18 protein-coding genes are annotated in these 23,201 nt (G+C 41.6%); 15 read left to right on the forward strand and 3 right to left on the reverse strand.

Annotated elements, in window-relative coordinates; translation table 11 throughout:
• Positions 1–2: 2 nt before the first annotated feature.
• Entirely contained in the window at positions 3–1,796 is a 1,794-nt protein-coding gene (locus NST40_RS13925) for a sensor histidine kinase (RefSeq protein ID WP_076217914.1), read from the forward strand.
• A 37-nt stretch (positions 1,797–1,833) separates the two neighbouring features.
• Here the strand turns inward: NST40_RS13925 and NST40_RS13930 are convergent, their stop codons facing one another.
• Positions 1,834–2,040, reverse strand: coding sequence for a DUF1657 domain-containing protein (locus tag NST40_RS13930; protein ID WP_036678243.1), 207 nt, complete (start codon positions 2,038–2,040; stop codon positions 1,834–1,836).
• 212 nt (positions 2,041–2,252) lie between these two features.
• Between NST40_RS13930 and NST40_RS13935 the strand changes: the two genes are divergently transcribed.
• From NST40_RS13935 to NST40_RS13990, 12 genes are all read left to right on the forward strand, one after another.
• Positions 2,253–3,113, forward strand: coding sequence for a DUF421 domain-containing protein (locus NST40_RS13935; protein ID WP_076129318.1), 861 nt, complete (start codon positions 2,253–2,255; stop codon positions 3,111–3,113).
• Between the two features lie 872 nt (positions 3,114–3,985).
• A complete protein-coding gene (locus NST40_RS13940; RefSeq protein ID WP_081387376.1) occupies positions 3,986–5,203 on the forward strand; it encodes a right-handed parallel beta-helix repeat-containing protein in 1,218 nt (405 codons plus the stop codon).
• A gap of 199 nt (positions 5,204–5,402) precedes the next feature.
• On the forward strand, positions 5,403–6,845 hold the full coding sequence (locus tag NST40_RS13945) for a spore germination protein (protein WP_076217912.1): 1,443 nt from the start codon (positions 5,403–5,405) through the stop codon (positions 6,843–6,845).
• Positions 6,842–7,993, forward strand: a complete 1,152-nt coding sequence (locus NST40_RS13950; protein ID WP_076275704.1) for a Ger(x)C family spore germination protein — start codon at positions 6,842–6,844, stop codon at positions 7,991–7,993. The genes NST40_RS13945 and NST40_RS13950 overlap by 4 nt, the downstream gene beginning before the upstream one ends.
• Before the next feature lie 21 nt (positions 7,994–8,014).
• On the forward strand, positions 8,015–9,103 hold the full coding sequence (locus NST40_RS13955) for a GerAB/ArcD/ProY family transporter (RefSeq protein WP_076217910.1): 1,089 nt from the start codon (positions 8,015–8,017) through the stop codon (positions 9,101–9,103).
• A 131-nt stretch (positions 9,104–9,234) separates the two neighbouring features.
• Entirely contained in the window at positions 9,235–10,212 is a 978-nt protein-coding gene (locus NST40_RS13960) for a MoxR family ATPase (RefSeq protein WP_076217909.1), read from the forward strand.
• A 3-nt stretch (positions 10,213–10,215) separates the two neighbouring features.
• A complete protein-coding gene (locus tag NST40_RS13965; protein ID WP_076217908.1) occupies positions 10,216–11,304 on the forward strand; it encodes a DUF58 domain-containing protein in 1,089 nt (362 codons plus the stop codon).
• Positions 11,301–12,629, forward strand: coding sequence for a hypothetical protein (locus NST40_RS13970; protein WP_076275703.1), 1,329 nt, complete (start codon positions 11,301–11,303; stop codon positions 12,627–12,629). The genes NST40_RS13965 and NST40_RS13970 overlap by 4 nt, the downstream gene beginning before the upstream one ends.
• 132 nt (positions 12,630–12,761) lie before the next feature.
• The gene (locus tag NST40_RS13975; RefSeq protein ID WP_081387349.1) at positions 12,762–15,359 is read left to right on the forward strand and encodes a hypothetical protein; all 2,598 of its coding nucleotides are present in this window, start codon (positions 12,762–12,764) and stop codon (positions 15,357–15,359) included.
• Positions 15,360–15,398: 39 nt separating this feature from the next.
• Positions 15,399–16,118 carry an ABC transporter ATP-binding protein gene (locus tag NST40_RS13980; RefSeq protein ID WP_076275702.1) on the forward strand — a complete coding sequence of 240 codons (720 nt, stop codon included), beginning with the start codon at positions 15,399–15,401 and terminating at the stop codon, positions 16,116–16,118.
• The gene (locus NST40_RS13985) at positions 16,108–17,496 is read left to right on the forward strand and encodes an ABC transporter permease (RefSeq protein WP_179086823.1); all 1,389 of its coding nucleotides are present in this window, start codon (positions 16,108–16,110) and stop codon (positions 17,494–17,496) included. The genes NST40_RS13980 and NST40_RS13985 overlap by 11 nt, the downstream gene beginning before the upstream one ends.
• Before the next feature lie 30 nt (positions 17,497–17,526).
• Positions 17,527–18,615 carry an efflux RND transporter periplasmic adaptor subunit gene (locus NST40_RS13990; RefSeq protein WP_076129326.1) on the forward strand — a complete coding sequence of 363 codons (1,089 nt, stop codon included), beginning with the start codon at positions 17,527–17,529 and terminating at the stop codon, positions 18,613–18,615.
• A 19-nt stretch (positions 18,616–18,634) separates the two neighbouring features.
• Here the strand turns inward: NST40_RS13990 and nagZ are convergent, their stop codons facing one another.
• A complete protein-coding gene (gene nagZ, locus NST40_RS13995; RefSeq protein WP_076275701.1) occupies positions 18,635–19,933 on the reverse strand; it encodes a beta-N-acetylhexosaminidase in 1,299 nt (432 codons plus the stop codon).
• Between the two features lie 127 nt (positions 19,934–20,060).
• Between nagZ and NST40_RS14000 the strand changes: the two genes are divergently transcribed.
• The gene (locus tag NST40_RS14000) at positions 20,061–20,564 is read left to right on the forward strand and encodes a ferritin (protein WP_076129328.1); all 504 of its coding nucleotides are present in this window, start codon (positions 20,061–20,063) and stop codon (positions 20,562–20,564) included.
• A gap of 37 nt (positions 20,565–20,601) precedes the next feature.
• Here NST40_RS14000 and NST40_RS14005 read toward each other — a convergent pair whose 3' ends face one another.
• Positions 20,602–21,960 (reverse strand): PQQ-binding-like beta-propeller repeat protein, encoded by a 1,359-nt coding sequence (locus tag NST40_RS14005; protein WP_076275700.1) that lies wholly within the window; start codon positions 21,958–21,960, stop codon positions 20,602–20,604.
• 249 nt (positions 21,961–22,209) lie between these two features.
• Here NST40_RS14005 and NST40_RS14010 point away from each other — a divergent pair, with 249 nt between their 5' ends.
• Entirely contained in the window at positions 22,210–23,079 is an 870-nt protein-coding gene (locus NST40_RS14010; protein WP_076129330.1) for a cation diffusion facilitator family transporter, read from the forward strand.
• The last annotated feature ends 122 nt before the right edge of the window (positions 23,080–23,201 follow it).

The raw sequence follows: 23,201 nt of genomic DNA on the forward strand, positions 1-23,201 counted from the left end.
GCATGAAACAACCAAGAAGTAAACATAAGTATGTGCCGATAGGGTATAAATTAATGCTGACGTATATTTTTTTCATTATTATCCCAGTATCTGTGATCGGTTTTGTCTCTCACTCTATGTACAATGATTCATTACGCGAGCATACAAGCTCGAATATTAAAGGTACGTTGTTGCAGATTCGCGATAATATTGATTACAAAATGGGGGAAGTTACCCGGATATCAACACAATTATATAGTGATTATGATTTCTATCGGAATCTTCGAAGCTATGAAGAAGGCTGGGAAAATTATGACCGGATGTCTATGAAGGTCCTTCCAAAGCTGGACGTAGCTATTCAATCAACGGGTATGAGGATTGGGATGTCGCTATTTTTAAAGAATGAATCCATTCCTGAGATCTATTCGAATTCACTAGAGGGCTATCTGGATAATAGTAGCTTCTATCATCTTTACCATATGAACCGGATTGAAGGGAAATCCTGGTATTATGATTTTCCAACCGAGAAATATGCGGAGACTATGAAATGGTGGCAGATTGAGCGCGATGTAGAAAATAATCGTATCTCGTTGCTACGTAGATTAATAGATACATATGATCCTCTTGTACCTAAGGAGATTGGCTTCCTGCGGATTAATGTTGGCATTCCAGATCTGTTCAATAGTGTGAATTATACGAAGATAGGAAAAGGAAGTATTCTAATTTTAAAAAACGAGTTCGGAAGAACGATGTATCAATCGGGAGAACTACCAGAGCACTATACCAATGAAGCCGAACTTAATAAGGATTACCTGACGATTAGTGAAACAGTTACGGTTTCTAACCAAGCTTGGCAATTAAACGCGCTAGTTCCAATTACGATACTTGAACAGGATGCAGTGAAGGTACGACTGTTTATTATTTTGATGTGTCTTATTTGTTGTGTTGTCTTTAGTTTCGTCGGCATATTTATATCCCGATATTTTTCAATTCGGATTAATAAGTTCGTATACGTGCTGAATGCCTATCGGGAAGGTGATCTTCACAAGCGTATTTCCTATCGAGGCAAAGATGAATTCTCTCAGATTGCAACCGCATTAAATGATATGGGCGAAAATATCGATATGTTGATTAAAGAGGTATATTTGACGCAGCTCCAGAAGAAGGAAGCAGAGCTTGAAATTCTGCAATCACAAATCAATCCTCATTTTCTATATAATACGTTGTCATCTATTATTCAATTAGCCAAGTTTGGTCAAAATGAGAAGCTGCAGCAGATGGTGCTGGAATTAGCGAAGTTTTATCGCCTGACGCTTAATGAAGGACGTACCATGATACCGGTCCCGACTGAAATTGAACAGGCAAACGCTTATTTAGAAATTCAGAAAATTAAATACGGTGAACGTCTGGAAGTTATGTTTGATTTTGATACAGAAATCTGGCCTTATGAGACCATAAAGCTCATTCTACAACCATTTATCGAGAACGTGCTGAAGCACGCCTGGTGTGGTGATCACATTCATTTACGCATTGTTGGGCGTAAAGAGGGCAATAATATTCTGTTCCGTATCATTGATGATGGAATCGGCATGAGACAGGAACGTATTGATCAAATTTTTGATCCAAAGGGTCACACGAATACAGGTTATGGGGTCCGTAATGTGGATCAGCGAATTAAACTACAATATGGATCTGAGTACGGCGTAACCATTTTTAGCCGTGTTGGAATTGGCACTTCTGTTCAGATACTCATTCCTGCTAATAAGGGCAAGCGTGGCATTCGTTCGAATGTTGTACATGATGAAAAGGGGTCTTAAAGCTAGTTTTTCTAGCCTAAGCCCCCTTTAACTTTAATTAGAATCCTTTATATTGAGGCTCTTCGGACTCCAATTCGGTTACCCGGTTCTCTACTTGAGTTACGATTTGTTGTGTTTGCTCGGCTGCGTTTGTGAACAAGGTTTTTGCACTCTCGTTTTGTGTTTCTAATGCAAATTGTTCAAGACTGGCTTGAGCACCTTTTAAAGAAGATAAACATGTTTTAACTTGTGAGGCTACTGTCATTGAGTTTCTCTCCTCTGTGTTGGATTATTAGCATGACGATTGCTATTGTCCTCAAATGCATCTGTCGTTATGCAGGAAAAAAATTCATACTTGTAGTAATAGATGATTTTCCATAAATAAGTAGTGAAATTCCGGATTGAATGCGGCTTTATTGACAAATAATGAGTGTTAGTAAATAAACAAGTTTTGATTCAAAAAGGAGGGTATTTGTAATGCCGGAGTGGTTGGAGGTTGTAGTTCGAACGCTCTTTGCTGTGGTTGTACTTTTCTTTTTAACAAAATTACTGGGAAAGAGACAAGTATCACAGCTCTCGTTCTTCGAGTATATTACGGGGATAACCGTCGGCAGCTTAGCCGCTTACATTTCTTTGGATACGGATAAGTTATGGCATTTAGGGCTCATTGCACTGATTGTATGGGTGGCTTGTTCTTTAGGGATCGAATATCTTCAGATGAAGAGTAAAAAAGCAAGAGACTTTATTGATTTCAAGTCCACAGTACTAATTAAGGACGGAAAAATACTCGAAGATCATATGAAAAAAGAACGTTTAACCACAGATGAACTGCTGGAGGAATTACGCAAAAAAGACGTTTTCAATATATCGGAAGTGGAATTTGCGATTATGGAATCTGATGGAGCCATAAATGTTTTACTCAAGAGTGAATATCAGCCGGTAACCCCTAAGCAATTGGGTATAAAGGTTGCCCCGGAGAAAGAGTCGCAAGTTGTCATTATGGATGGTAAAGTGCTCGACAAACCATTAGACACCCTAAACCTGACGCGAAGCTGGCTGGATGGAGCCCTTGAGAAAATGGGTTTTACGGTTGAGAATGTTTTTCTTGGACAAGTTGATTCTTATGGTGAGCTGACTGTCGATTTGTATGCCGATAACTTTAAAGTCCCACAGCCGCAGGATAAGCCTCAATTATATGCTTTGCTGAAAAAATGTGAAGCTGATTTAGAGATGTTCAGTTTATCAACAGATAACGAAAAAGCTAAAAAAATGTATGAACAATGTTCGGAGCAATTGCAGGCTTCCCTGAAGGTTTTGAAACCGTTAATTCAAAGCTAAGGGTAAAGATAAAGGCACTCTCGAGTAAGATCGAGGGTGTTTTTTTATATTAATTTAAATAAATGTAATAATATGGGCATAAAGTAGCTGTACAACTTCAAAATATTAATTATAGTTGAGATTAGGCTGGAGTTATAGATGACATAAGATTGGAGGAATGCCCTCGGTTTTTATTTAAATTAGAAAACAAGGAGGAAGATGTTCACGTGAAACTAAAAAGAAGATTTTCATTCGGAATTATGGTTACGCTTACAACTTCGCTGGTTCTAGGTAATTTGGTATGGAGTAACCCTACCGCACAGGCAGCAAATATCTTCAGTAATGATTTTGAGAATGAAAATGCCGACAATTGGACGAGTACAACAGGAACTTGGTCTGTAGTTGAAGAAGGTGGCAATCATGTGTATTACCAATCCAGTCAAAACGAAGGACGTTCGTTCTCCGGTAGCTACACGTGGACAGATTACAGCGTTCAAGCTGATGTGAAGATTGATGATTTCAATGGGACTAATCGAACTTATGTGTGCGGGCGTTATGTTGACGGAAATAACTATTATGCTGCATCTCTGTCTAACAGTAATGGTGGGACGCTTGAAATACGAAAAAAAGTGAATGGTTCAAGTTCAACACTGGCTAGTAAAACTGATTTTCCTATAACTACAGGGACTGCCTATACAGTTAGGCTAGAGCTTAGTGGAGATTCGCTTAAAATGTATGTTAATGATGTTTTACAGCTAAATGCACACGATAACATTTTGACAGCAGGAGGTATAGGACTTGTAGCTTATAAGACAGCAGCGAAGTTCGACAATATCAATGTCACCGATATCACCACGGGCACTCCGACACCAACGCCTACTATAGCTCCAACAATTGCACCAACGGTAGCTCCTACGGCTACTCCAACAGCAACACCAGTTGCAGGCTCAATTTATGTAGCCCCTAATGGTCTGGACAGCAACACAGGAACAATTGGTAGTCCAACCACACTGGCCTCAGCGATTACGAAGGTAGCCCCCGGGGAAACCATCTATATGCGTGGAGGGGTTTACACGTATTCTTCAACAATAATTGTTGGACAAGATAATAGCGGAAGCTCTAACTTACGAAAGAACATCGCTGCATATGGGACTGAGAAGCCTATACTGGATTTTTACGCCCAGCCATTTGACCCAGCTCAACGTGGTTTGCAGATATACGGTAACTACTGGAAGGTAAAAGGATTAGAGATAAGAGGCTCAGGAGACAATGGGATCTTTATTGGCGGGAACTATAACATTATTGAGAATGTTGAAACCCACCATAATCGGGATTCGGGACTGCAAATCAGCCGTTATGCTTCATCACTGACCAGCATGAGTCAATGGCCGAGCTATAATCAGATCATTGGAGTGTATTCTCATGATAATTATGATCCGGATAACGGGGAAGACGCTGATGGTTTTGCTGCTAAGCTGACCATAGGTCCTGGTAACGTATTCGATAAATGTATAGCTGCATGGAATACAGATGACGGCTGGGATCTTTACAGTAAATCAGAAACAGGCCCCATCGGAGTGGTGACGATCAAGAATAGTATCTCCTATAAGAACGGACAGACCTCAGATGGAAATTCAACGGAAAACAGTGATGGGAATGGATTCAAACTAGGTGGTGAAAAAATTGCAGTAAACCATATTGTGCTGAATAGCATAGCATTTCAAAATAAAAAACACGGATTCACTTACAATAGTAATCCAGGTTCCATTCAACTAACAAATAATACTTCTTGGAGTAACGGACAGAGTAACTTTGCTTTTGATGCCGGTACTCACCAATTTACGAACAACTTGTCTTTTGCTGGAGGATCGAGTGACAAAACAAGTGGAACCGATATTCTAAGTACTAATGTGTGGTGGAAAAGTAATGCAAGTACCAATGCCAAGGGTTTGGTGGCCAGTGCCGCTGATTTTGTAAGTCTTACACCTTCAGTGGTGCGAAATGCAGATGGTTCTTTTAGTCTGGGCAGTTTCCTCAAATTAACTGGGGGTAGCGATCTAACCGGATCTGGAACACCTAGCGGAACTAATATTGGTGCAACTTTTCCGTGATTTGAAAGCTAGGGGTTTGAGCTCCTTATTTAATTGACTCTGTAGGATTAGATAGGTCATTTTATTCGATATTTTGATGGGCATGAGTCCGGTACTATACCGGATTTGTGCCTATTTGGTTTGTTTTAAGTATAAACCTTCCATCACGTTGGCAAACTAAGCCAGATTAACAAGTCACAATTTTGGGGGTAGTCTGCAGATGTCTGGAATTATTGAAACAATAAAAGAACAACTGGAAGGATCTAGTGATGCAGTTTTTCAAAACATTCGCCTTCATGGGCATTCCTGTGACTTGATCTATATCCCATTCATCGTAAATTCCCTGAGTCTTCATAAAGATATTGCATTGCCGCTAAGAAATGAAGCAAATTCAGAGCACAAATGGCCGGATTTTTTAGAACGATTGGATCGAGGAGCTGTTTTTCCCATCCCGTATCTTAAGGAGTTTGACATAAACAAGGCTGTGGATTTGATTGTTGCTGGAAAAGTAGTGCTTTATTTTGAAGAGCTTCCTTATGTTTATTATTTTGAGATCACGCAATATCAGAAAAGATCGGTTACGGAATCACAAAATGAACTTGTGGTGATTGGACCACAAGAAGCATTTATTGAAGATATTGAAACAAATCTGTCCCTGCTCCGACACAAAATTAAACATCCGGATCTAAAGACTATTCATTATACGATTGGTAAATATACAAAAACTGATGTGTATGTTGTATATATTGAAGGGCTTTATAAAAAAGAAGTTCTTGCTGAAATTGAAAAGCAACTAAATGAAATAGATATTGATGGCATATTGGGCATTAGTTATATATCGGAACAATTACGGAAGGGGAACTTGACACCATTTCCGGTATTTCAATATACAGAACGCCCCGACTCGGTGGCAGCTTCTTTAATGGAAGGCCGGATCGGAATATTACAGGATGGCACACCCACTGCAATGATTGCACCTACCTCTTTTTTTACAATGCTACAATCCTCTGAGGATTATTATCAAAGCTTCTATGCCGCAAGCTGGATTCGAATCGTTCGATTTGTGTTCTCCATCATATCGATGATTCTTCCATCGCTTTATGTTGCGATTACAACCTTTCATCCTCAGATCATACCCTCAAACCTGTTAATTACGATAGCATCTGCCAGAGAGAACATTCCTTTCTCAGCATTGACTGAGGCTTTGATTATGGAGCTTACCTTCGAGGCCCTTAGAGAAGCTGGAACCCGAATACCAAAGCCTGTAGGCCAGACCGTTTCAATTATTGGCGGTATAGTCATCGGTCAGGCTGCGGTGCAAGCGGGAATTGTATCCGCTCCTATGGTTATTGTTGTTTCCATTACCGGTATTGCCACCTACATTATTCCCCATTATGAGCTCGGTCTGACTTTTCGCTTACTTCGTTTCCCTTTATTGATTATGGGTGGAACAATGGGTTTGCTCGGGGTATATATTACAGCTTTTTTGATTTACGGGCATTTAGCTAATCTTAGACCGTTAGGATCACCATATTTACAACCCGTTGCCCCTTTGGTGTTAGAAGATTGGAAGGACACATTATCTCGCTTTCCCTCTAACTATATGAAGAAACGCAGCAAACTTTATAGCAACAGGAATCTAAGGAGACAGAATCAAAAATGAGAACTCTAAAGATAGGAGTTGTTATACTTCTACTCCTAAATTTAACAGGCTGTTGGTCTTCAAAGGTGGAACTGGACGAATTAACCTTTGTGTACGGCTTATTTATAGATGTAGGCAAAGAAGCAGGCACCGTTGAAATTACGATTAACTCTCCTTTGCCCAATCGTCTCAACTCGGGAAGCCAGCCCTCTAGTGGTGGCGGTGATGGGAATAGTTATTCTACAGTTTCTAAGACCGCAGATACGATCGCAGACGCCATGTTACTAGTTCAGAAAGATCTGACACGTCAACTTAGTCTTTCCCAATTGAAAATAATTGTCTTAGGGAAAGCTTATGCAGAACAAGGGATTGGTGAACTCCTATTATGGATTAGAAGAGAGCCAAGTCTCCCCCTTGGAACCTATGTCATGGCTAGTCCCGGCAGTGCAAAAGAGATGAATACATTAACACCTATCTATGAACAATTGCCTTCTGATGTACTGAGGAGCTTTGGAACAGAAAAATACATGTTTTCGACTACAATTAAGGACTGCATATTCGCTGAGGCTTCGGGCGTTGGATTTGCTATAAATAATCTTTCATTTGGTAAAAAAGAAGAAACTACAAAAGAAGGTAAACCACAATATTGGGCAGGCATTCAAGGAGCTATGTTGTTTCAGAATGAGAAAATGAAGGGAATACTAAAGCTTAAAGAGGGGAGGGCATTGGCATGGGCCGCAGGCAAGCTTAAGCTGTCGGTTTATTCTGTTACCTGGGATGGTGGAGAAAGTGCAGCAAGTGTTGTATTTGTTAGCACCAAATCTTCGAAAAAAGTAAAAATAACGGATAAGGGTCCAGTTTTTACAGTGAAATTAAAGGGAAAAGCTAGTGTGATTTATTTAAGGGATCCTAAGAAAAGAAATCTAGAAGAGATCAGTAATATCATTACAGAGAAACTAAGCGATAAAGTAACTGCTAATCTGACCGAAGCTATACGTTTATCCCAAAAAGCAGGTGCGGATGTTCTACAGCTCGGCATGTTGCTGGAATGGAATGATCCGAAACTTTGGAAGCAATTAAGAGAACGTTGGGATAATTACTACGCTCATGAGGCAGATATTAAGGTGAAGACGGACTTTCGGATTGTGGATTTTGGAACAGCAAAATAAAGAACTGAGGAAGGAGAAGTTATGCGTACAACAAAGTGGCAGCTGTTCCGGTTTATCACCATTTTTTTTAGCTCACAAACCACCATTTTTTTGATACCAGCTATTATTGCTACTTCCTCTTATCAAGGCTGGATTGCATTAATCGTTGGCTCCTTATTAGGATTGATATTATTGTGGTTTACAATCTATGTTGGTAAGCTGCGACCTAATCAAGCTTGGGTTCACTTTGGAAAAGAGATCATTGGCAAATGGCCACATAAATTTATGATTCTGCTCCTACTATGCTGGTGTGTTTATTATGTTTCTTTTGATATAGAGAATTTCGTACTATTTTTCGGCTCGAATTATTTAAGAGGAACTCCACCTCTATTTATCCAGTGTGTCGTTGGTCTGGTGATCATGTACACGGCAAGTCTAGGATTTGCAACAATTACATATATGGCCGATGGATTATTTATTATTTTCTTTATTACCGTGATCATTTTATTTAATTTATTCCTTCCAAACGCGGACTTTAATATGGTACCTGCTTTCTTTCATTATCATGATCCTGGAATCGCCCTGAAAGATTCTATTGTGGTCATGTCATGGTTTGGAGAATGGATTGTCCTTTTGTTCATTGCACCTGATTTAAAAATTGAAGCGAAAATGATAAAAAGATTAGTATTTGCGCAGTTCTATGTTTCAATTACGGTCTTAATAGGATGGTTATTGACAATGATGAGTTTTGGTCCACATTTAGGCCAGCAACTCCAATATCCTTTTCTTGAGATGGTGCGTAGTTCGAAAGAAGATAATTTATTAGGTAATACAGACCCGCTTTTGATTGGAATATGGTCGTCTTCGATGTTTATTCACAGCGCTTTCCTTATCTATATAGCTTCAAAATGTGTAGCAGGTTTGTTTAATACTAATAGTAAAAAAATTTACGTTCCCCTTTTAACACTGGCTTCAGTGACAATAGCGTACTTATATTCACGCGACGTCGGCAGATATTACGAACACTACAAAAGCTTTGCCATTGTGATCATTTGGCTAATCGTTGAAAGCATACCCATCTATTACGGGATTGTAGCCTTCTTTCGATATCGGCATAAGACTGCGAAATGAAAATCGAATGGAAGACGGGTGCTGTCTAATTATGGACAGTGCTTTTTTTGTGAATTATAAATCGGGTACGCTTTCTGTTATGATTAAAGCACTTATTACATAATTATCCTCAGATTGGATGGTGTATTCACATGAATCTTCAAGAAGTAACTGAACTTATCAAATCTATTAGGGCTAATCTCGCCAAAGTCATTGTAGGAAAAGAGGAGGGAGTAGACCTGCTGCTGACCGCATTACTTGCGAATGGACATGTCTTGCTGGAAGATGTACCTGGTACGGGTAAAACCTTGCTGGCAAAGGTGCTTGCCAAATCATTGGATTGTTCATTTAAGCGCATACAATTTACGCCGGATTTATTGCCTTCCGATTTAAGCGGGATCAACTATTACAATCAGAAGACGGGAGAGTTTCAGTTCAGACCAGGTCCGGTATTTGCTAATATACTGCTGGCTGACGAAATTAATCGTGCAACCCCTAGAACCCAATCCAGCCTACTGGAGTGTATGGAGGAACGGCAAATTACTATCGATGGGGTAACGCACGGATTAGAGGCACCGTTTCTTGTCATTGCTACTCAGAATCCGATAGACAACCAAGGGACCTTCCCACTGCCTGAGGCTCAATTAGATCGATTTTTGATGCGGATTACTACGGGTTATCCTACCTTTGATGAAGGGATACATATTTTGCAGCGTTTTCGTGAGAATAATCCGCTCGAAGAGTCTTTTCCAGTAGCAACGGCACAAGATATTCAAGCCGCACAGCGTTTAGCCGCATCGGTAAGCATCAGTGATGATTTATTAGGTTATATCGTACGGATAACGGAAGCTACCCGTAAATCTACGGCAGTAAAACTGGGTGCGAGTCCACGTGCTAGTGGCGCGTTGCTTAGATCAGCTCAGGGATATGCACTTATTCAAGGCAGATCCTATGTAACACCGGATGATATCAAAGCCGTGGCTGTTTCCGTGCTTGCACATCGTCTGCTGCTTCATCGGGGATTAGGCTCAAGAGAGGGACAAGCCGCGGATATTGTATTGCAAGTGCTTCGTGAAGTTGAGGTGCCTGCTGAACCCGTGACGTCCTTAAGAGGCGGAAAGGTGGAATGACCTATGGCTTTGCCTTGGTTCATTTTCATTACAGTGGCGTTGGTGTTACTTCTTGCTGACATTTATAAACGGAATGGTCTGAAAGCGCTTAGTTATTCTCGCTATTTTTCACGTAAGACTGCTTATGAAGGAGAACGTATTGAGATGATCGAGGAGATCATTAATGCGAAGCTTCTTCCTTTGCCGTGGCTCCGATTGGAGTCTAGTATTGCGAGAGGTCTGGAATTTGGAAGTCAGGATAATCTTGGGATTAGTACAGGAGAAATCTCTCAGAATCATATTAGTTTATTCTATTTAAAATCTTATCGTCATATTAAAAGACGGCATCATGTTACATGTGAGCGCCGTGGTTTATATCGTTTGGAATCCGTGACTATGACAACGGGAGATCCATTTGGTTTGACTCGAAAAAACAAAACATATCCACTCGAGTTAGAGTTGTTGATCTATCCCGTTCTGCTGAATCTAGACGAGCTTCCATTGCCCATTCATAGCTGGCTGGGTGAGCTTCCTGTGAAAAGATGGATCGTTGAAGACCCTTTTCTGACTGCTGGCATTCGTGAATATAGCTCAGGAGATTCTATGGGATTGGTAAACTGGAAGGCTACAGCACGTACTGGTGTTATGCAGGTTCATAAAAAAGATTACACGGCTGATTCCCGGCTCGTCATCTGTCTGAATATAGAGGACAGTGATTCCATGTGGAGAACGGTGACTGATGTGGAACGAATCGAGCAAGGAATAAGATATGCAGCGACTATAGCTGAATACGCAATGCAGCATGGAATTGAGACCGGATTAATCTGTAATGGCAGATTGGACGATGCTGGCGAAAGAGATCCAATTGAAGCAGAGCCGATGGCTCAGCTCGAAGATATGTTAGAGCTCCTGGCAAGGCTGAAGCTGGATAGAACACTTCCTATGAGTCGACTATTGGAATTGCAGGTTGAGAGTGGAATTAGTGACACAGACTTTCTAATCATAAGCTGCCATAGGGGAGCAGAATTGCAAAAGGCGACGGATCTTCTAATGCAGCAAGGCAATGGTGTGGAATGGCTGGATATTCCGGAACAAGGGAGAGAGAGCGCATGAAGCTTACGTTGTCTGGCTATGTAAGGGAAACAGTGAAACTCTGGTTGTGGTCTATTATTGAATTGTTGCTATTTCTACCGGTTTGGGTTCTATTTCAGATTTATTTGTTGCCCCAACAAGATGAACAAATATGGTTGATTGCGCTGCCTATACTAGCTTTAGCAGGCATTCTTTTGCGCAATTTTTGCAATGTAAGATGGAAGCAATTACTTGCCGCCTTAATCCTCGGGGCATTATTAGGTGTGGCTTCAGGGAGTTTATCCATCGAAAGCCTTCCCTTAGGTGTGGCTGGAATTATATGTACATTCTTAGGGATGACGGTAGACTCTAGAAATAATAGATTCAGAATGTTTTGGATAGGTATAATAATCTATTTTGTGGCAACTATAGCGTTTCATAGAGTTCCTGAATTGGAGCCAAGTGTGCCGTTATTGACCTGGTGTGGCAGTCTGTATTTAATACTGACTTTACTTATTTCTAATAGCAGCTATATACGATACAGCGCACTTACTGAAGAGAATGAAACGCTGCCCAAAGGGATACAACGGAATAATCGTATATATGTCATTGTGATTGGAGTTATTGCAGCTGTACTAGCGGCAGGTGTCGGTAAAGCTATAGGATCATTGGTATGGAGACTCTTACGCTCATTTTTCAATTTTATTAATCAGTTATTTTCTGGCACAAAAGAACCAGAGCCTCCGCCAGCAGAATTGCCGCCAGCAACGCCGATGTTACCACCTGTTGGCGAGCAAAAGCGTGGCTGGCTAGCTATTATACTAGAATACGGGTGTTATATTTTGGCGGCGGTATTATTGGGGTTTGTAGCCTATTATGCACTTCGCTGGTTGTACAGAAATGCTGGAGAAAAGTGGCGGAAAGTCATAGATGCATTGTTATCGATGTTACGTAGGGAACATACCCCTAAGAATAATACAGCATATCTTGACGAGGAGAAAAGCGTCTTTACTTGGGAACAAACCGTTCGAGGGTTAAAGGATTTCTGGAGCTCTCGTCTTCCTTCAAAACATCGTAAGGATCGCTGGGATCAGATGAATGGCGAGCAGGAACGTGTCCGTTGGCTTTATCGGCGGTGGCTTAATATAAAGCGCGATAACGGTTATGAAATGAAAAGTTATCTTACGCCGCAGGAAACAAAAAGGGATGTTTTGCTATGGGGAGATCGTAGCAAGCATAAACGTAAGGGTGATGATGATTCTTTAGCAGCAGATCAATTGATTGAAATATATGAAAAAGTTAGATACGGAGAAGACGAGCCTGCCGCTTCTGATATTGCAGCTTTGAAAAATCAACTGAAATTATAGAATCATTTTCAGAATATATGCAAATTGGAACAAATAGGTTACAAAAGACCTGTAAGAGTTACAACATGGATACAATTGGATCTGTGCTAACCACTATAATAATTCTAGTAAAATACTCGTGGAGGGAAGTCAATGAGAAAGCATAGCAGTACATATGTTGTTTTACTCTTAAGCACCTTTGTCATAAGCCAGTTGACAGGGCATACCGCTTCGGCTGCCGCAGTTAGTTCTGTTCAGCCAAAATCGGTGGTAGCTGCTGCAACTGTAACAGCTCCTAGTAATCTGGGTTCCGTTTCTTTAGGAGCTAATATCAAAGCTACACTGGAAGATGTGAATATTTGGTCACAGCCTGGAGGCAATATTTTAACTTATACAATTAACTATTCGAATGGCAGCAACAAAAGTGCTAGCCTGCTGTATTATTTTTCGAGAGTTATGACCTCTGGCGGCTCTGTTATTCCAGGGAATCCACTAAGTGCGGACGCTACTAAGAAAAAAGTGGGTTCTAACGAAAGCTTGCGCGTTACATATTATGTTAATGTCGGCCAGGTAAATTCGTTAAAAGGTATCAAGATTCCAATGTACGTTTGGGATTCCAAAACCAAGGGGTATCTCAAGCAAGTAGGAACTTTTAATATACCCGCCAACTATTCGCCAACTGCTGTAAACGGTAAAAATGTAAGTACTACAATGAATGACATTCCGGTTGTTGCTAAAAGTGAATCCTTGGAGCTCTACAAATACAGTGGAAAGGTTTATGCCAAGGTGGGCATAAGCTTGACCAATAAAGGCAGCAAAGTCTTAAGTGATCCTGGTTACGCAGCATATTTGGTCTCGGCAGGGGGAAGCTCGTATGAATTGGCCCTTGACCGATCTCAGCTTAGTTATAAAATTCAGCCGCAAGAGAAAAAGACCATTTATTATCTTACAGAAATTCCTTCGTATATGAAGACAGAGAATATGAAACTGCAATTCACCCAAAAGGATGAGGCGCTGAAGCTGGAGATTGCCAAATCTTCGTACAAGCTGCCTGCGGCTACAACACCAAATTTGGTGGTTGGCAAAGGTGTAATCAAGAAAATTGCCATCAATAACAATACGGTTGAAACCCAATTAAATAACGCAACCGTATACGCAGAGAACAATAAGGGATTCTGGACTTTTCAGCTGCGAGTGAAGAATACAGGAAAGACAGCCGTTACGTTACCTTCTTATGAGCTTGCCGTCAAATCCTCAACTGGGACAACCTTTCCGATCAATTCTAAGGGCTTGAGCGGATTAACCATAAAACCGCTGGAGGAAAAAATCATCCCGCTTACCGCACAGGTACCCCTTGAAGTAGAACAAAATTCACTGCAATTGCAGATGATTGAGGCTGTTTCTGCTCCAGATAATAGTGAGACGGGAACTACAGGGGAAGGTGCAGGAACTGGAAGCACTGGTGGAACCAATGTCGCTACGAGCAACACAGCTAAACTAACTGTTCCGGTTGCTTACTTTACAATCTCCTATACCTTGCGTCCTGATATACAGAAAGGGATGGAATATAGAGCAACAAATGAATATGGGACGTTTACTTATAGTTTAGTTTCCTTGCAGCGTTTTCCATGGAAAGACGATGATATCGTTGTTGCCAGATTAAATATTACGAATACCCAAACGATTGCCATGTCTCTGCCGGAATTAAAGGGAGCTGTTCAGGTAGACAATGAAGACATGTTATCTTCAACGGAATTGTTTATGGATAAGGAAACTTCAACGATTGGACCAGGTAAAAATGCTGAAATCTATGTGTTTGCCAAAATTCCTTATACACAAGAGTTCGATAAATTAAAATTAGATCTTTATTCTGTGGTAAAAGAAGAGAAAAGCTCGTTCCTGTCAGTTACTACGAACAGCATGATGAATGCTGTTGCTTCAATTGAAACTGGAGGAAGTTATGTTATCTCTGGTAAAGGAAAGAACGCTAAAGTGCAAGAGAACAAAACCATTATTTATGAAGGGCTTAACTCCAATCTCGTATACACAGAGCTGCTTCTGAGCAGTGAAGAGAAAAGACAAAGCAAAATGGCACGCCTCCAAGCTTATTACAAAACGGAAGATGGTCAGCTATTCGAAGCTACAGCCAATCAGCCCGATACGTCTGCGACTCCAGGTGGTAAGCAATTAATCACCTTCTGGGCGAAGGTTCCGAAGACCGTTAATACTTCTGATGTAAGCCTGTTCCTAGGGCCAGGGATTACTGGGAATAAGCTGACGGAACCGGGTCAGGAATCCACAGGATTTATTAATATGGCTTCACTGTCATTAAATCCGGTCACCACTCCACCAGAGAAGAATTTGACGAAGGTGGCCATTTATCCGTATACCATGTCCGTTCTAAGTTCAGAAGGACGCTCACTACAAGGCAGTGACTCTATAAATATAGTTATGAATTACAATCTTCTTCGTGACAGTAGCTATGATATGGGAACCTTCACACATAAACTAGTCCTCAAAATGACGGATCCATATGGTCTTTCTCAGGAACGAAGCTTGAACATCGGCACCGATATTCTTGAAGGGACCAACAACTCGTATACAGCAAGCTTTAGCAATAATATGTATAAGAATTTGTCAGGAGGAACCTATCGGATCACGCTGTACGATGAATTCCAAGGCGAACGGATCGAGCTGGCTAGTCAAGCTTATAACATCAAGATTGATAAAGCAGTTGTAACTGAGAAATAGCATTTCATATCTATTATTGTACGAAGAGGAGCAGCTCCAATGTTGCGAGTGGAAAATGTAACGCATTCTTATAAAAACGGTAATGAAACTACAGCAGTGCTTCATCAAATTGACTTTTCTGTGAAAGAGGGGGAGATGGTAGCACTGCTGGGGAGCTCGGGTTCCGGTAAGTCAACGATGCTAAATCTGATGGCAGGTCTAATGAAGCCTACTGAAGGCCATATTTATATTGCCGATCAAGATATCGTGAAGATGAGTGAGAATAAGCTATCGGAATTTCGCAGAAAAAATATCGGGTTTATCTTTCAAGCTTATGAGCTGATTACTAGCATGACAGTCCGTGAAAATGTAGAGCTGCCGCTGGTTTTTCAATCCGTTGCACCCTCTATACGTAAACAAAAAGCTTTAGCATTGTTGGAAGGAGTCGGCATTCCTGATAAAGCCGACTTGTTCCCTTCCCAGCTGTCTGGCGGACAGCAGCAGCGTGTCAGTATTGCACGCTCCTTGATTACGGAACCGTCTGTTATCTTTGCAGATGAACCAACCGGAAACCTAGATTCGAAGACAGAAGAAGAAATTATCAATATCCTGCTTAACCTGAACAAGAAGATGAAGACCACCTTCATAGTTGTAACTCACGAGCTAAAAGTCGCGGAGCAAATGCAGCGGATATTCACGCTTCGGGACGGATATATGATTACTGAAAACCAAACTTCTTCGAATACTGAACTCGAAGGGGGTATACTCATTGAGGATTAGTGATATTTCCCGCTTGGCTTGGGAACAGGTCAAACGGCGGAAAGTTGTCACAGGTCTTTGTATGGCTGGCATATCCATTGGATGTGCTGCAATCATAGTTGCATTAAGTATAGGAGACTCCGCACAGAGCTACACGGAGCGGGAAATCAACCGCAATTTCAAAATGGATGAAATTACGGTGTCTCCCAACGGAGGAATACCCTCCCAAGGAGGAGGCAGCGGTGGCAGCGGATCGTCTGCGGCCAATGAAAAGCTTGATCCCGGCAGGCTGACAGCACAAAAGCTGGAGATTATTAAAGGCTTGCGGCATGTAACTGCAGCAGCTCCCTTTCAAGAGCTAGGGTACATACAGATGTTGACTATCGATAATAAAATAACAGATGTACAGCTTATTGGAACGGATCTACGCTTGTTAACGAAATATGATAAGAAATTCAAACAAGGCGGAGCTTCTGATTTGGTAGGAATGGCTGTACTGAACTATGGTGCAACCGTTGGACTGATTGATAACGAAACTCGGCAGCGTCTTTTTGAACAACTGAGTACAGATCCATATAACAATAAGTTGATGGAACAGTACAACAGCTTAAGCATGCTTCCAACAGATATGTACAAGCAACAGGTTCAATTACAGTCTTTTGATCCCGCCTCTCAAACCGGAGGGATGTTAGTTAGCTCACCGATTCAAGTGGTGGGAATCCTCGACAACCCGAGTGGAACGAACGAGGATATGGCTATGTACGACAAGAAGATCTATGTGTCACTAGAGACTGGCGAGCGGCTTGTAGAACAAATGAAGCTATCGAGTGGAACCGCTGGGCAAAAGGGTGTCTATAACTCAGCGATTGTAAAGGTAGACAGCACTGAGAATATCGTGGAACTAGAGAAGCTTATTCAGAAACTTACCTTAACAACAAGCACAAATTTGTATCAAAAAGAGGCACTCGCTGATACCTTCAGCATGGTCAAGAAAGCAGCTCTCGGTATAGGTGTATTTATTCTGATTATTGCTTCGATCTCCATTATCGTTGCGATGACTATGTCCACTCATCAACGACGACGGCAGATCGGTATTATGAAAGTGTTGGGCGCCAATATGGGCCAGATCCGCAATATGTTCATTACAGAAGCGGCATTGCTCGGGATGTTGGGCGGATTGCTCGGCATAGCCTTTTCATACTTGATTGTATTAGGAATTAATAAGCTCATCGGTAACTCTTCAGGAATGGGTGGAGGCGAGCCTTTGGTGATTTATATTCCTCTGATGACTCTTCCGGTAGGGATCGCATTTGCGGTAATGACAGGGGTATTATCGGGTATTTATCCGGCGATCAGTGCATCCAGAACGAATGCACTCACGGCGATTAAACGGGATTAGCTATTTTTAAGTTGAAAGGAAGCCAAAGTGATGAAGAGGAGAATCAAGTGGATTGTATTGGTACTGATTATAATTGCAGCAGGTTATTTTCTATATAGTAAGATGTATAAGCCTGAAGCGCAGTTAGAGCCTGTTGAACCCCCACAAGCCATAACTTTTGAGGTCACACAGGAGACCATTACCAATTCCATACAAGTTAAAGGTAATTCTAATTATGAGAAAGAAACGCTTGTTTATGCTCCATATGCTTCAAAGGTGACAAAGTGGAAGGTTGAAAATGGTGGACAGGTCAAAAAAGGTGATTTACTGTTTACTCTCGATCAGGAAGCCTTGAAGAATGAGATTGCTACACAAGAGGCGACCATCCGTAAAGCAAAGCTGGAAGCAGAGCTGAATGCATTTGTGAGCCAGCAAGACGAGGAGAATGCAGCCCTTGGTGCAACTGAAGCAGAACGGATTAAAGCACTCACAGCCCAAGAAGCAACACGGCTAGGGGACGAGCTTAATCAGGTCAATGCCGAAATACAGGCACGCGAATTAACAGAGAAAAAAGCCAAACTCAAAACAGCACTTTATTATGCTCCGGCAACCGGCATTTTCTTATTTGACAGTGCAAGCGAAATTCCACAGACAGTGACAGATAATCAATATATCGGAAAAATAGTAGATATGAACAAGCTAGAATTCATTGCTCTTGTAGGTGAACAAGACGTCTTCCGTATAAAGACAGGCATGAAGGTCGACGTAAAAATGACAGCTATAAAAGATTTAAAGTTATCTGGAGAAGTTACGAAGGTAGCGAAATTTGCAAAGACAGCTTCAGGGCAGAATGCTACTGCCAGTTCGGTTCCTCAATTCGAAGTGGTTATCACGCTGCAGCCTGACGAGCATTTGATCGGTGGTTTAAGCTTAAACGGAGAAATTGAAACAGTTCGCAAAGAAAATGCCACCGTTGTATCCAGCATAGCTGTAATGCATGAAGGAGACCTCTCCTACGTTATGCTGGATAAAGGGGACGGGCAATATGAACGAAAAGACATCGAAGTGGGTCTGGAAACTACGGACAAAACAGAGGTTCTCTCTGGGTTGAAGGTTGGAGATGTTGTTGTTCTTCAGTAACAATGACTAACGCTTAGATTTACTTCTCAATCGTTTGACGCCAAACGTTAATCTCTTTATTAAGATCGGTAAGATCAGGAACCGGGATTTGCTCATCGGAAAGGTTATATTTGGCTTTTAAGGCTAAGATCCGATAGACGCTTTCATCAATCCGTGTTTCTTGAATCTTACCGTTTTTTACGTTTTGCAGGAGGGAGTCCATGACCCGTTTTTCATTATCATAGCCGTGAGCGACAAGGAGAATATCACTACCTGCATTCACAGTATCTACTGCTGCTGTAGTCAGATCGTAGTTCTTCATAATGGCTCCCATGGTTAGATCGTCTGTAATTACGATTCCTTGGTAGCCCATTTCATCTCGAAGCTGTTCACCAATAATGGTACGCGATAAGGATGCGGGTTTGTCTGGATCTAATTTTGGAAACAAAATATGAGCGACCATTACGGCGTCCGTCCCCTCTTTAATGGCTGCTTGGAAGGGGAGCCATTCTAAGTCAGCTAGCTGACCGGCTGTTTTGTTCACAATCGGCAGATCCAGATGGGAGTCGACAGAAGTATCTCCGTGTCCTGGGAAATGCTTGACAACAGGAACGACGCCTTCGCTCTCAATTCCCTTCATTTCGGCAATCCCTAGTTGAATGACTTGGTCAGCAGCATTGCCGAACGACCGGTCTCCGATGACTGGATTGTCTGGATTGCTATTGATATCGAGAACGGGAGCAAAGTTCATATTAAATCCGGCTGAACGTACTTCTCTTGCGAGCAGTTTTCCCATTTTCTCGGCAGCAGCAGCGTCATTACTTGCACCCACTGTTCCGTTAGAAGGGAATGTAGCATATTCTTTAGGCATCCGGCTGACTTTTCCACCCTCCTGATCAACACTCATGAATAGTGGGGCAGGGTTGCCAGTGTTACTCTTTTTCATAGAATTGATAAGACTGATCATCCCTTTCAGGCTTTTAATATTGTCCTTATAGAGGATGATTCCACCTATTTTGTCTTCGGTAATCATCTTTTTAGCTTGCTCATCAAGGACAGTTCCATCAATTCCAACTAGGAGCATTTGTCCGATTTTTTCTTCCAAAGTCATCTCAGCAACCTGAAGAGCAATTGGATCGCTGACTGCTGAGGGGGTGGGAGCCAAGCTGGTGGTTGGTGCAGGTGTGGATTGGGAGGTCGGTGAATCGGTAGCTTCGGACTGTGAATTACTGCTGCTATTAGAACAGCCAGCAATGAGGAACAGTGACACCATAGCTGCAATAATGAAGAGTGTACCGGAAATCTTAGGCTTTAGGCTGTGACGGGTGAATCTAATCATCTGAATAGTCGTCCTTTCGTTAGCTAAATTAGATATTGGGAGAGGAATCCTTGCTGACTTAGAAGCACGGTGATAAGATAAACTTAAATATTTACATATTAAATTTGAATAATGAGGTGACGGTCCAATGAAAGATGGATTAGTACAAGCACTTAATGAACAGATGAATTTCGAGTTTTATTCCGCTCATGTTTATCTGGCGATGGCTGCTTATTGTTCCGGCGAAAGTCTGGATGGATTTGCAAACTTTTTTCTAATTCAAGCCGAAGAAGAACGGTTCCATGCCATGAAGATTTATAAATTCCTTAACGACCGGGATAACCGTGCTACGCTAGAAGCACTGCCAGAGCCGAAGAACGAATATAACTCGATGTTAGATGCTTTTGAACATGCCTTCGCGCATGAACAGCAGAACACTAAACGGTTCTATCATTTGGCTGACCTTGCTCTGGATGAGCGTGAACATGCGACGATTTATTTCTTGAAATGGTTTATAGACGAGCAAGTAGAAGAAGAAGCACTCTTTAGCAACATCATCAGTAAACTGAAACGAATTGAAAAAGATAGCAACGCCTTCTACATGCTGGATGCCGAGTTTGCTGCACGTACTTTTACAGCTCCGGCTGAATAAGTTATTGAAGCCCAACAGCCTGAGAAATCAGGCTTTTTTATTTTATAGATGTAGGAAGTTTAATCGCGAGCAGCTTATTATCCGTCCGAATCATCAGCATCCCTCCAGTTTTAAGGGAAGGGGCAAAGTTACGAGAGCCTGTGTTCACAGTGAAAATAGGCTTTAGAGTTAACATGTCATAAGCGTGAAATAGGCCATCAGATTGTCCACTATAAACCACGTTTCCGAACAGATCCGTCTGTACCACTGGATTCTCTCCAATATTGAGGTCGACAAGCTGGCCGGTTCCTAGCTTAAGTGCGGATAAAGTACCTTTATCTTGATTTTGAAATAACATTCTTTGTTGATAAACTTGGTTCAATGGAGAGTCTTTTTCTTTAACCATCGAGGCCCAGGTTTGCACCGGTTTACCCTCTGCAGAATAATTCCAGAAATCATATTTCACAAACTTACTGCCCTGAAAGATGTAAAAGTCCTTTCCATCCAAAAACGCGTTTCCATTCATCCCATTATAATTGTACACACCATCTTTATTCTCGGTATCTGTCCATTTATATAAACGTTCTCCTTTTAATTCACCTGTCTTTATGTTGAACACGGATACTTTGACTTTTCGATTTACCGGGTCATCATCCATCATAAATGTATTCGTGATAGAGTAGAGGAGCCCATCCTTCACTGCTAACGGCATCCACTGCCGGGTCTGGTCCCATAGTTTTTTTCCTGTCAGACTGTCATAAGCGGCGAGTCCAGCAGTTGTTAAGGCCCCTTGAGACAGATAGCTGCGAATAACGACCCCGTCTGATTCCATGACCTCTGATAAGCCTGTAAAGTTATTGCTTTTCTCTACAGCCTTCCATTTGATCTTTCCGGTTACGGCGTCAACTGCTGCTAATTGTTCCTCTTGAGTAACATAAATAGTAGATCCTAAACGCTGTATATTTGTAGCTTTGGGGAGTGTTATGGAAGCCGACCATGCTTTTTTACCTGCCTCATTAACGGCATATAGGGAGCCGCTTCGGGTTAGACCGTAGATAAATCCATTGCTGTACGTGAATAGCGGCGCTAATCCACTTCCGAACTCCCATATTTTTTTGCCTGTTGCCGCATTCATTGCGGTTAATTTTTCATTGCGCTGCAACGCAAAGATCTTCCCGTTTTCCGCGAGTGCTGTAATGTCCTGTCCGGTGATTCTGTCTTTTTTTAAAATGGCGAGTTGTGCTGACCAAACAGGTTTTAGGATCGGGGCTGTGACTTCACTGTAATAAGTGTTACTTAGGCTTACAATTGCTTTTTCTGCAGAAATGACTGACATTGATCCACTGTTTGTTATTGGAATTAAAATACTCCCTATAGCTAAACATGTAACAATTTTCTTCGGCAAAGACTGAATCATCACTCCACGCTCCTTTGAATTAGTCATTACTATAATTAGACAATAAAAATAGCAAAAAGTTACTATTCCAGAAGAATGGAAGCAAAGTTGAACGGGGGCAAACTATGTTGCGTCCTGCAAAACAGTTACGACCTTGCAACTCTATTTGACAGAGGGAACTATTGCGCCCCGTAGCAACACTGTTTCTCTAGACCCACCCGATTCTCAAAGTGTAGTATAGAACAATACTATTCTTTGGGGGTTCTTTTTTTGGAAACTTATAACGACATTAAACAAGGCGAAAAAGGAGCTTGGCTAAGCATCGTTGCTTATATCTTTTTATCAGCTATCAAGCTGTTCATAGGTACGGTCTCAGGATCTCAAGCGTTGCTTGCAGATGGATTGAATAACAGTACAGATATTATTGCTTCTATCGCGGTACTAATTGGCCTGAAGATTTCCAGAAGACCGCCGGATTCGAACCACAGCTACGGGCATTTTAGAGCGGAGACCGTGGCTTCATTAATTGCTTCATTCATTATGATTGCGGTAGGGCTTCAAGTTTTGTACCAAGCTGTGAACAAATTTATTCAACCAGCACTGGAAAGTCCTGATCTCATAGCGGCGTGGACGGCAGTGGGCTGTGCTGTAGTTATGATGGCTGTCTATATGTATAATATTAGGCTGGCCCGTGCCATTAACAGTAACGCAATGCGGGCAGTAGCACTGGATAATCGATCAGATGCTATAGTTAGCGTGGGCGCTTTTATCGGAATTGTGGCTTCCTCCTTGGGCGTTCCTTGGCTTGACCCGCTTACAGCCATCATTGTCGGACTAATTATCTGTAAGACGGCATGGGATATCTTTAGCAAAGCTACGCATGATCTGACGGACGGATTTGATGCGGAAGAGCTTGAACATATGAAAGAAACTGTGGCAGAAATTGATGGTGTACAATCCATAAAAGATATCAAAGCCCGTATCCATGGGAATAACGTATTAGTAGACACAACTGTGCTAGTGGATTCTCAGCTAAGTGTAGTGCAGAGTCATGATATTACGGAAGAAATTGAAGAACAGTTAAAAGACCGGCACCAAGTTTCCAATGTACTTGTACATATCGAACCCGTGATGAAGTAGAGATTTATCAGTAGGTGCCATATGTACAGCTAATGGTTGAATATAAGCACCTGTGATGTTGTTAATAGTTCTTTTGTGGAGAAAGGTGGAAAATAAAATTAAAATGTAATTTTCAAGAAACG

The sequence above is a fragment of the Paenibacillus sp. FSL R10-2778 genome (assembly GCF_038593035.1).
GTDB classification, from domain to species: domain Bacteria; phylum Bacillota; class Bacilli; order Paenibacillales; family Paenibacillaceae; genus Paenibacillus_AQ; species Paenibacillus_AQ odorifer.

Coding starts and splice junctions, on each gene's coding strand:
- NST40_RS13980 (WP_076275702.1), top strand. CDS start 15,399: ATGTTGCGAGTGGAAAATGTAACGCATTCTTATAAAAACGGTAATGAA.
- NST40_RS14000 (WP_076129328.1), top strand. CDS start 20,061: ATGAAAGATGGATTAGTACAAGCACTTAATGAACAGATGAATTTCGAG.
- NST40_RS13990 (WP_076129326.1), top strand. CDS start 17,527: ATGAAGAGGAGAATCAAGTGGATTGTATTGGTACTGATTATAATTGCA.
- NST40_RS13950 (WP_076275704.1), top strand. CDS start 6,842: ATGAGAACTCTAAAGATAGGAGTTGTTATACTTCTACTCCTAAATTTA.
- NST40_RS13965 (WP_076217908.1), top strand. CDS start 10,216: ATGGCTTTGCCTTGGTTCATTTTCATTACAGTGGCGTTGGTGTTACTT.
- NST40_RS13935 (WP_076129318.1), top strand. CDS start 2,253: ATGCCGGAGTGGTTGGAGGTTGTAGTTCGAACGCTCTTTGCTGTGGTT.
- NST40_RS13955 (WP_076217910.1), top strand. CDS start 8,015: ATGCGTACAACAAAGTGGCAGCTGTTCCGGTTTATCACCATTTTTTTT.
- NST40_RS13970 (WP_076275703.1), top strand. CDS start 11,301: ATGAAGCTTACGTTGTCTGGCTATGTAAGGGAAACAGTGAAACTCTGG.
- NST40_RS13960 (WP_076217909.1), top strand. CDS start 9,235: ATGAATCTTCAAGAAGTAACTGAACTTATCAAATCTATTAGGGCTAAT.
- NST40_RS13975 (WP_081387349.1), top strand. CDS start 12,762: ATGAGAAAGCATAGCAGTACATATGTTGTTTTACTCTTAAGCACCTTT.
- NST40_RS13945 (WP_076217912.1), top strand. CDS start 5,403: ATGTCTGGAATTATTGAAACAATAAAAGAACAACTGGAAGGATCTAGT.
- NST40_RS13930 (WP_036678243.1), bottom strand. CDS start 2,040: ATGACAGTAGCCTCACAAGTTAAAACATGTTTATCTTCTTTAAAAGGT.
- NST40_RS13925 (WP_076217914.1), top strand. CDS start 3: ATGAAACAACCAAGAAGTAAACATAAGTATGTGCCGATAGGGTATAAA.
- nagZ (WP_076275701.1), bottom strand. CDS start 19,933: ATGATTAGATTCACCCGTCACAGCCTAAAGCCTAAGATTTCCGGTACA.
- NST40_RS14005 (WP_076275700.1), bottom strand. CDS start 21,960: ATGATTCAGTCTTTGCCGAAGAAAATTGTTACATGTTTAGCTATAGGG.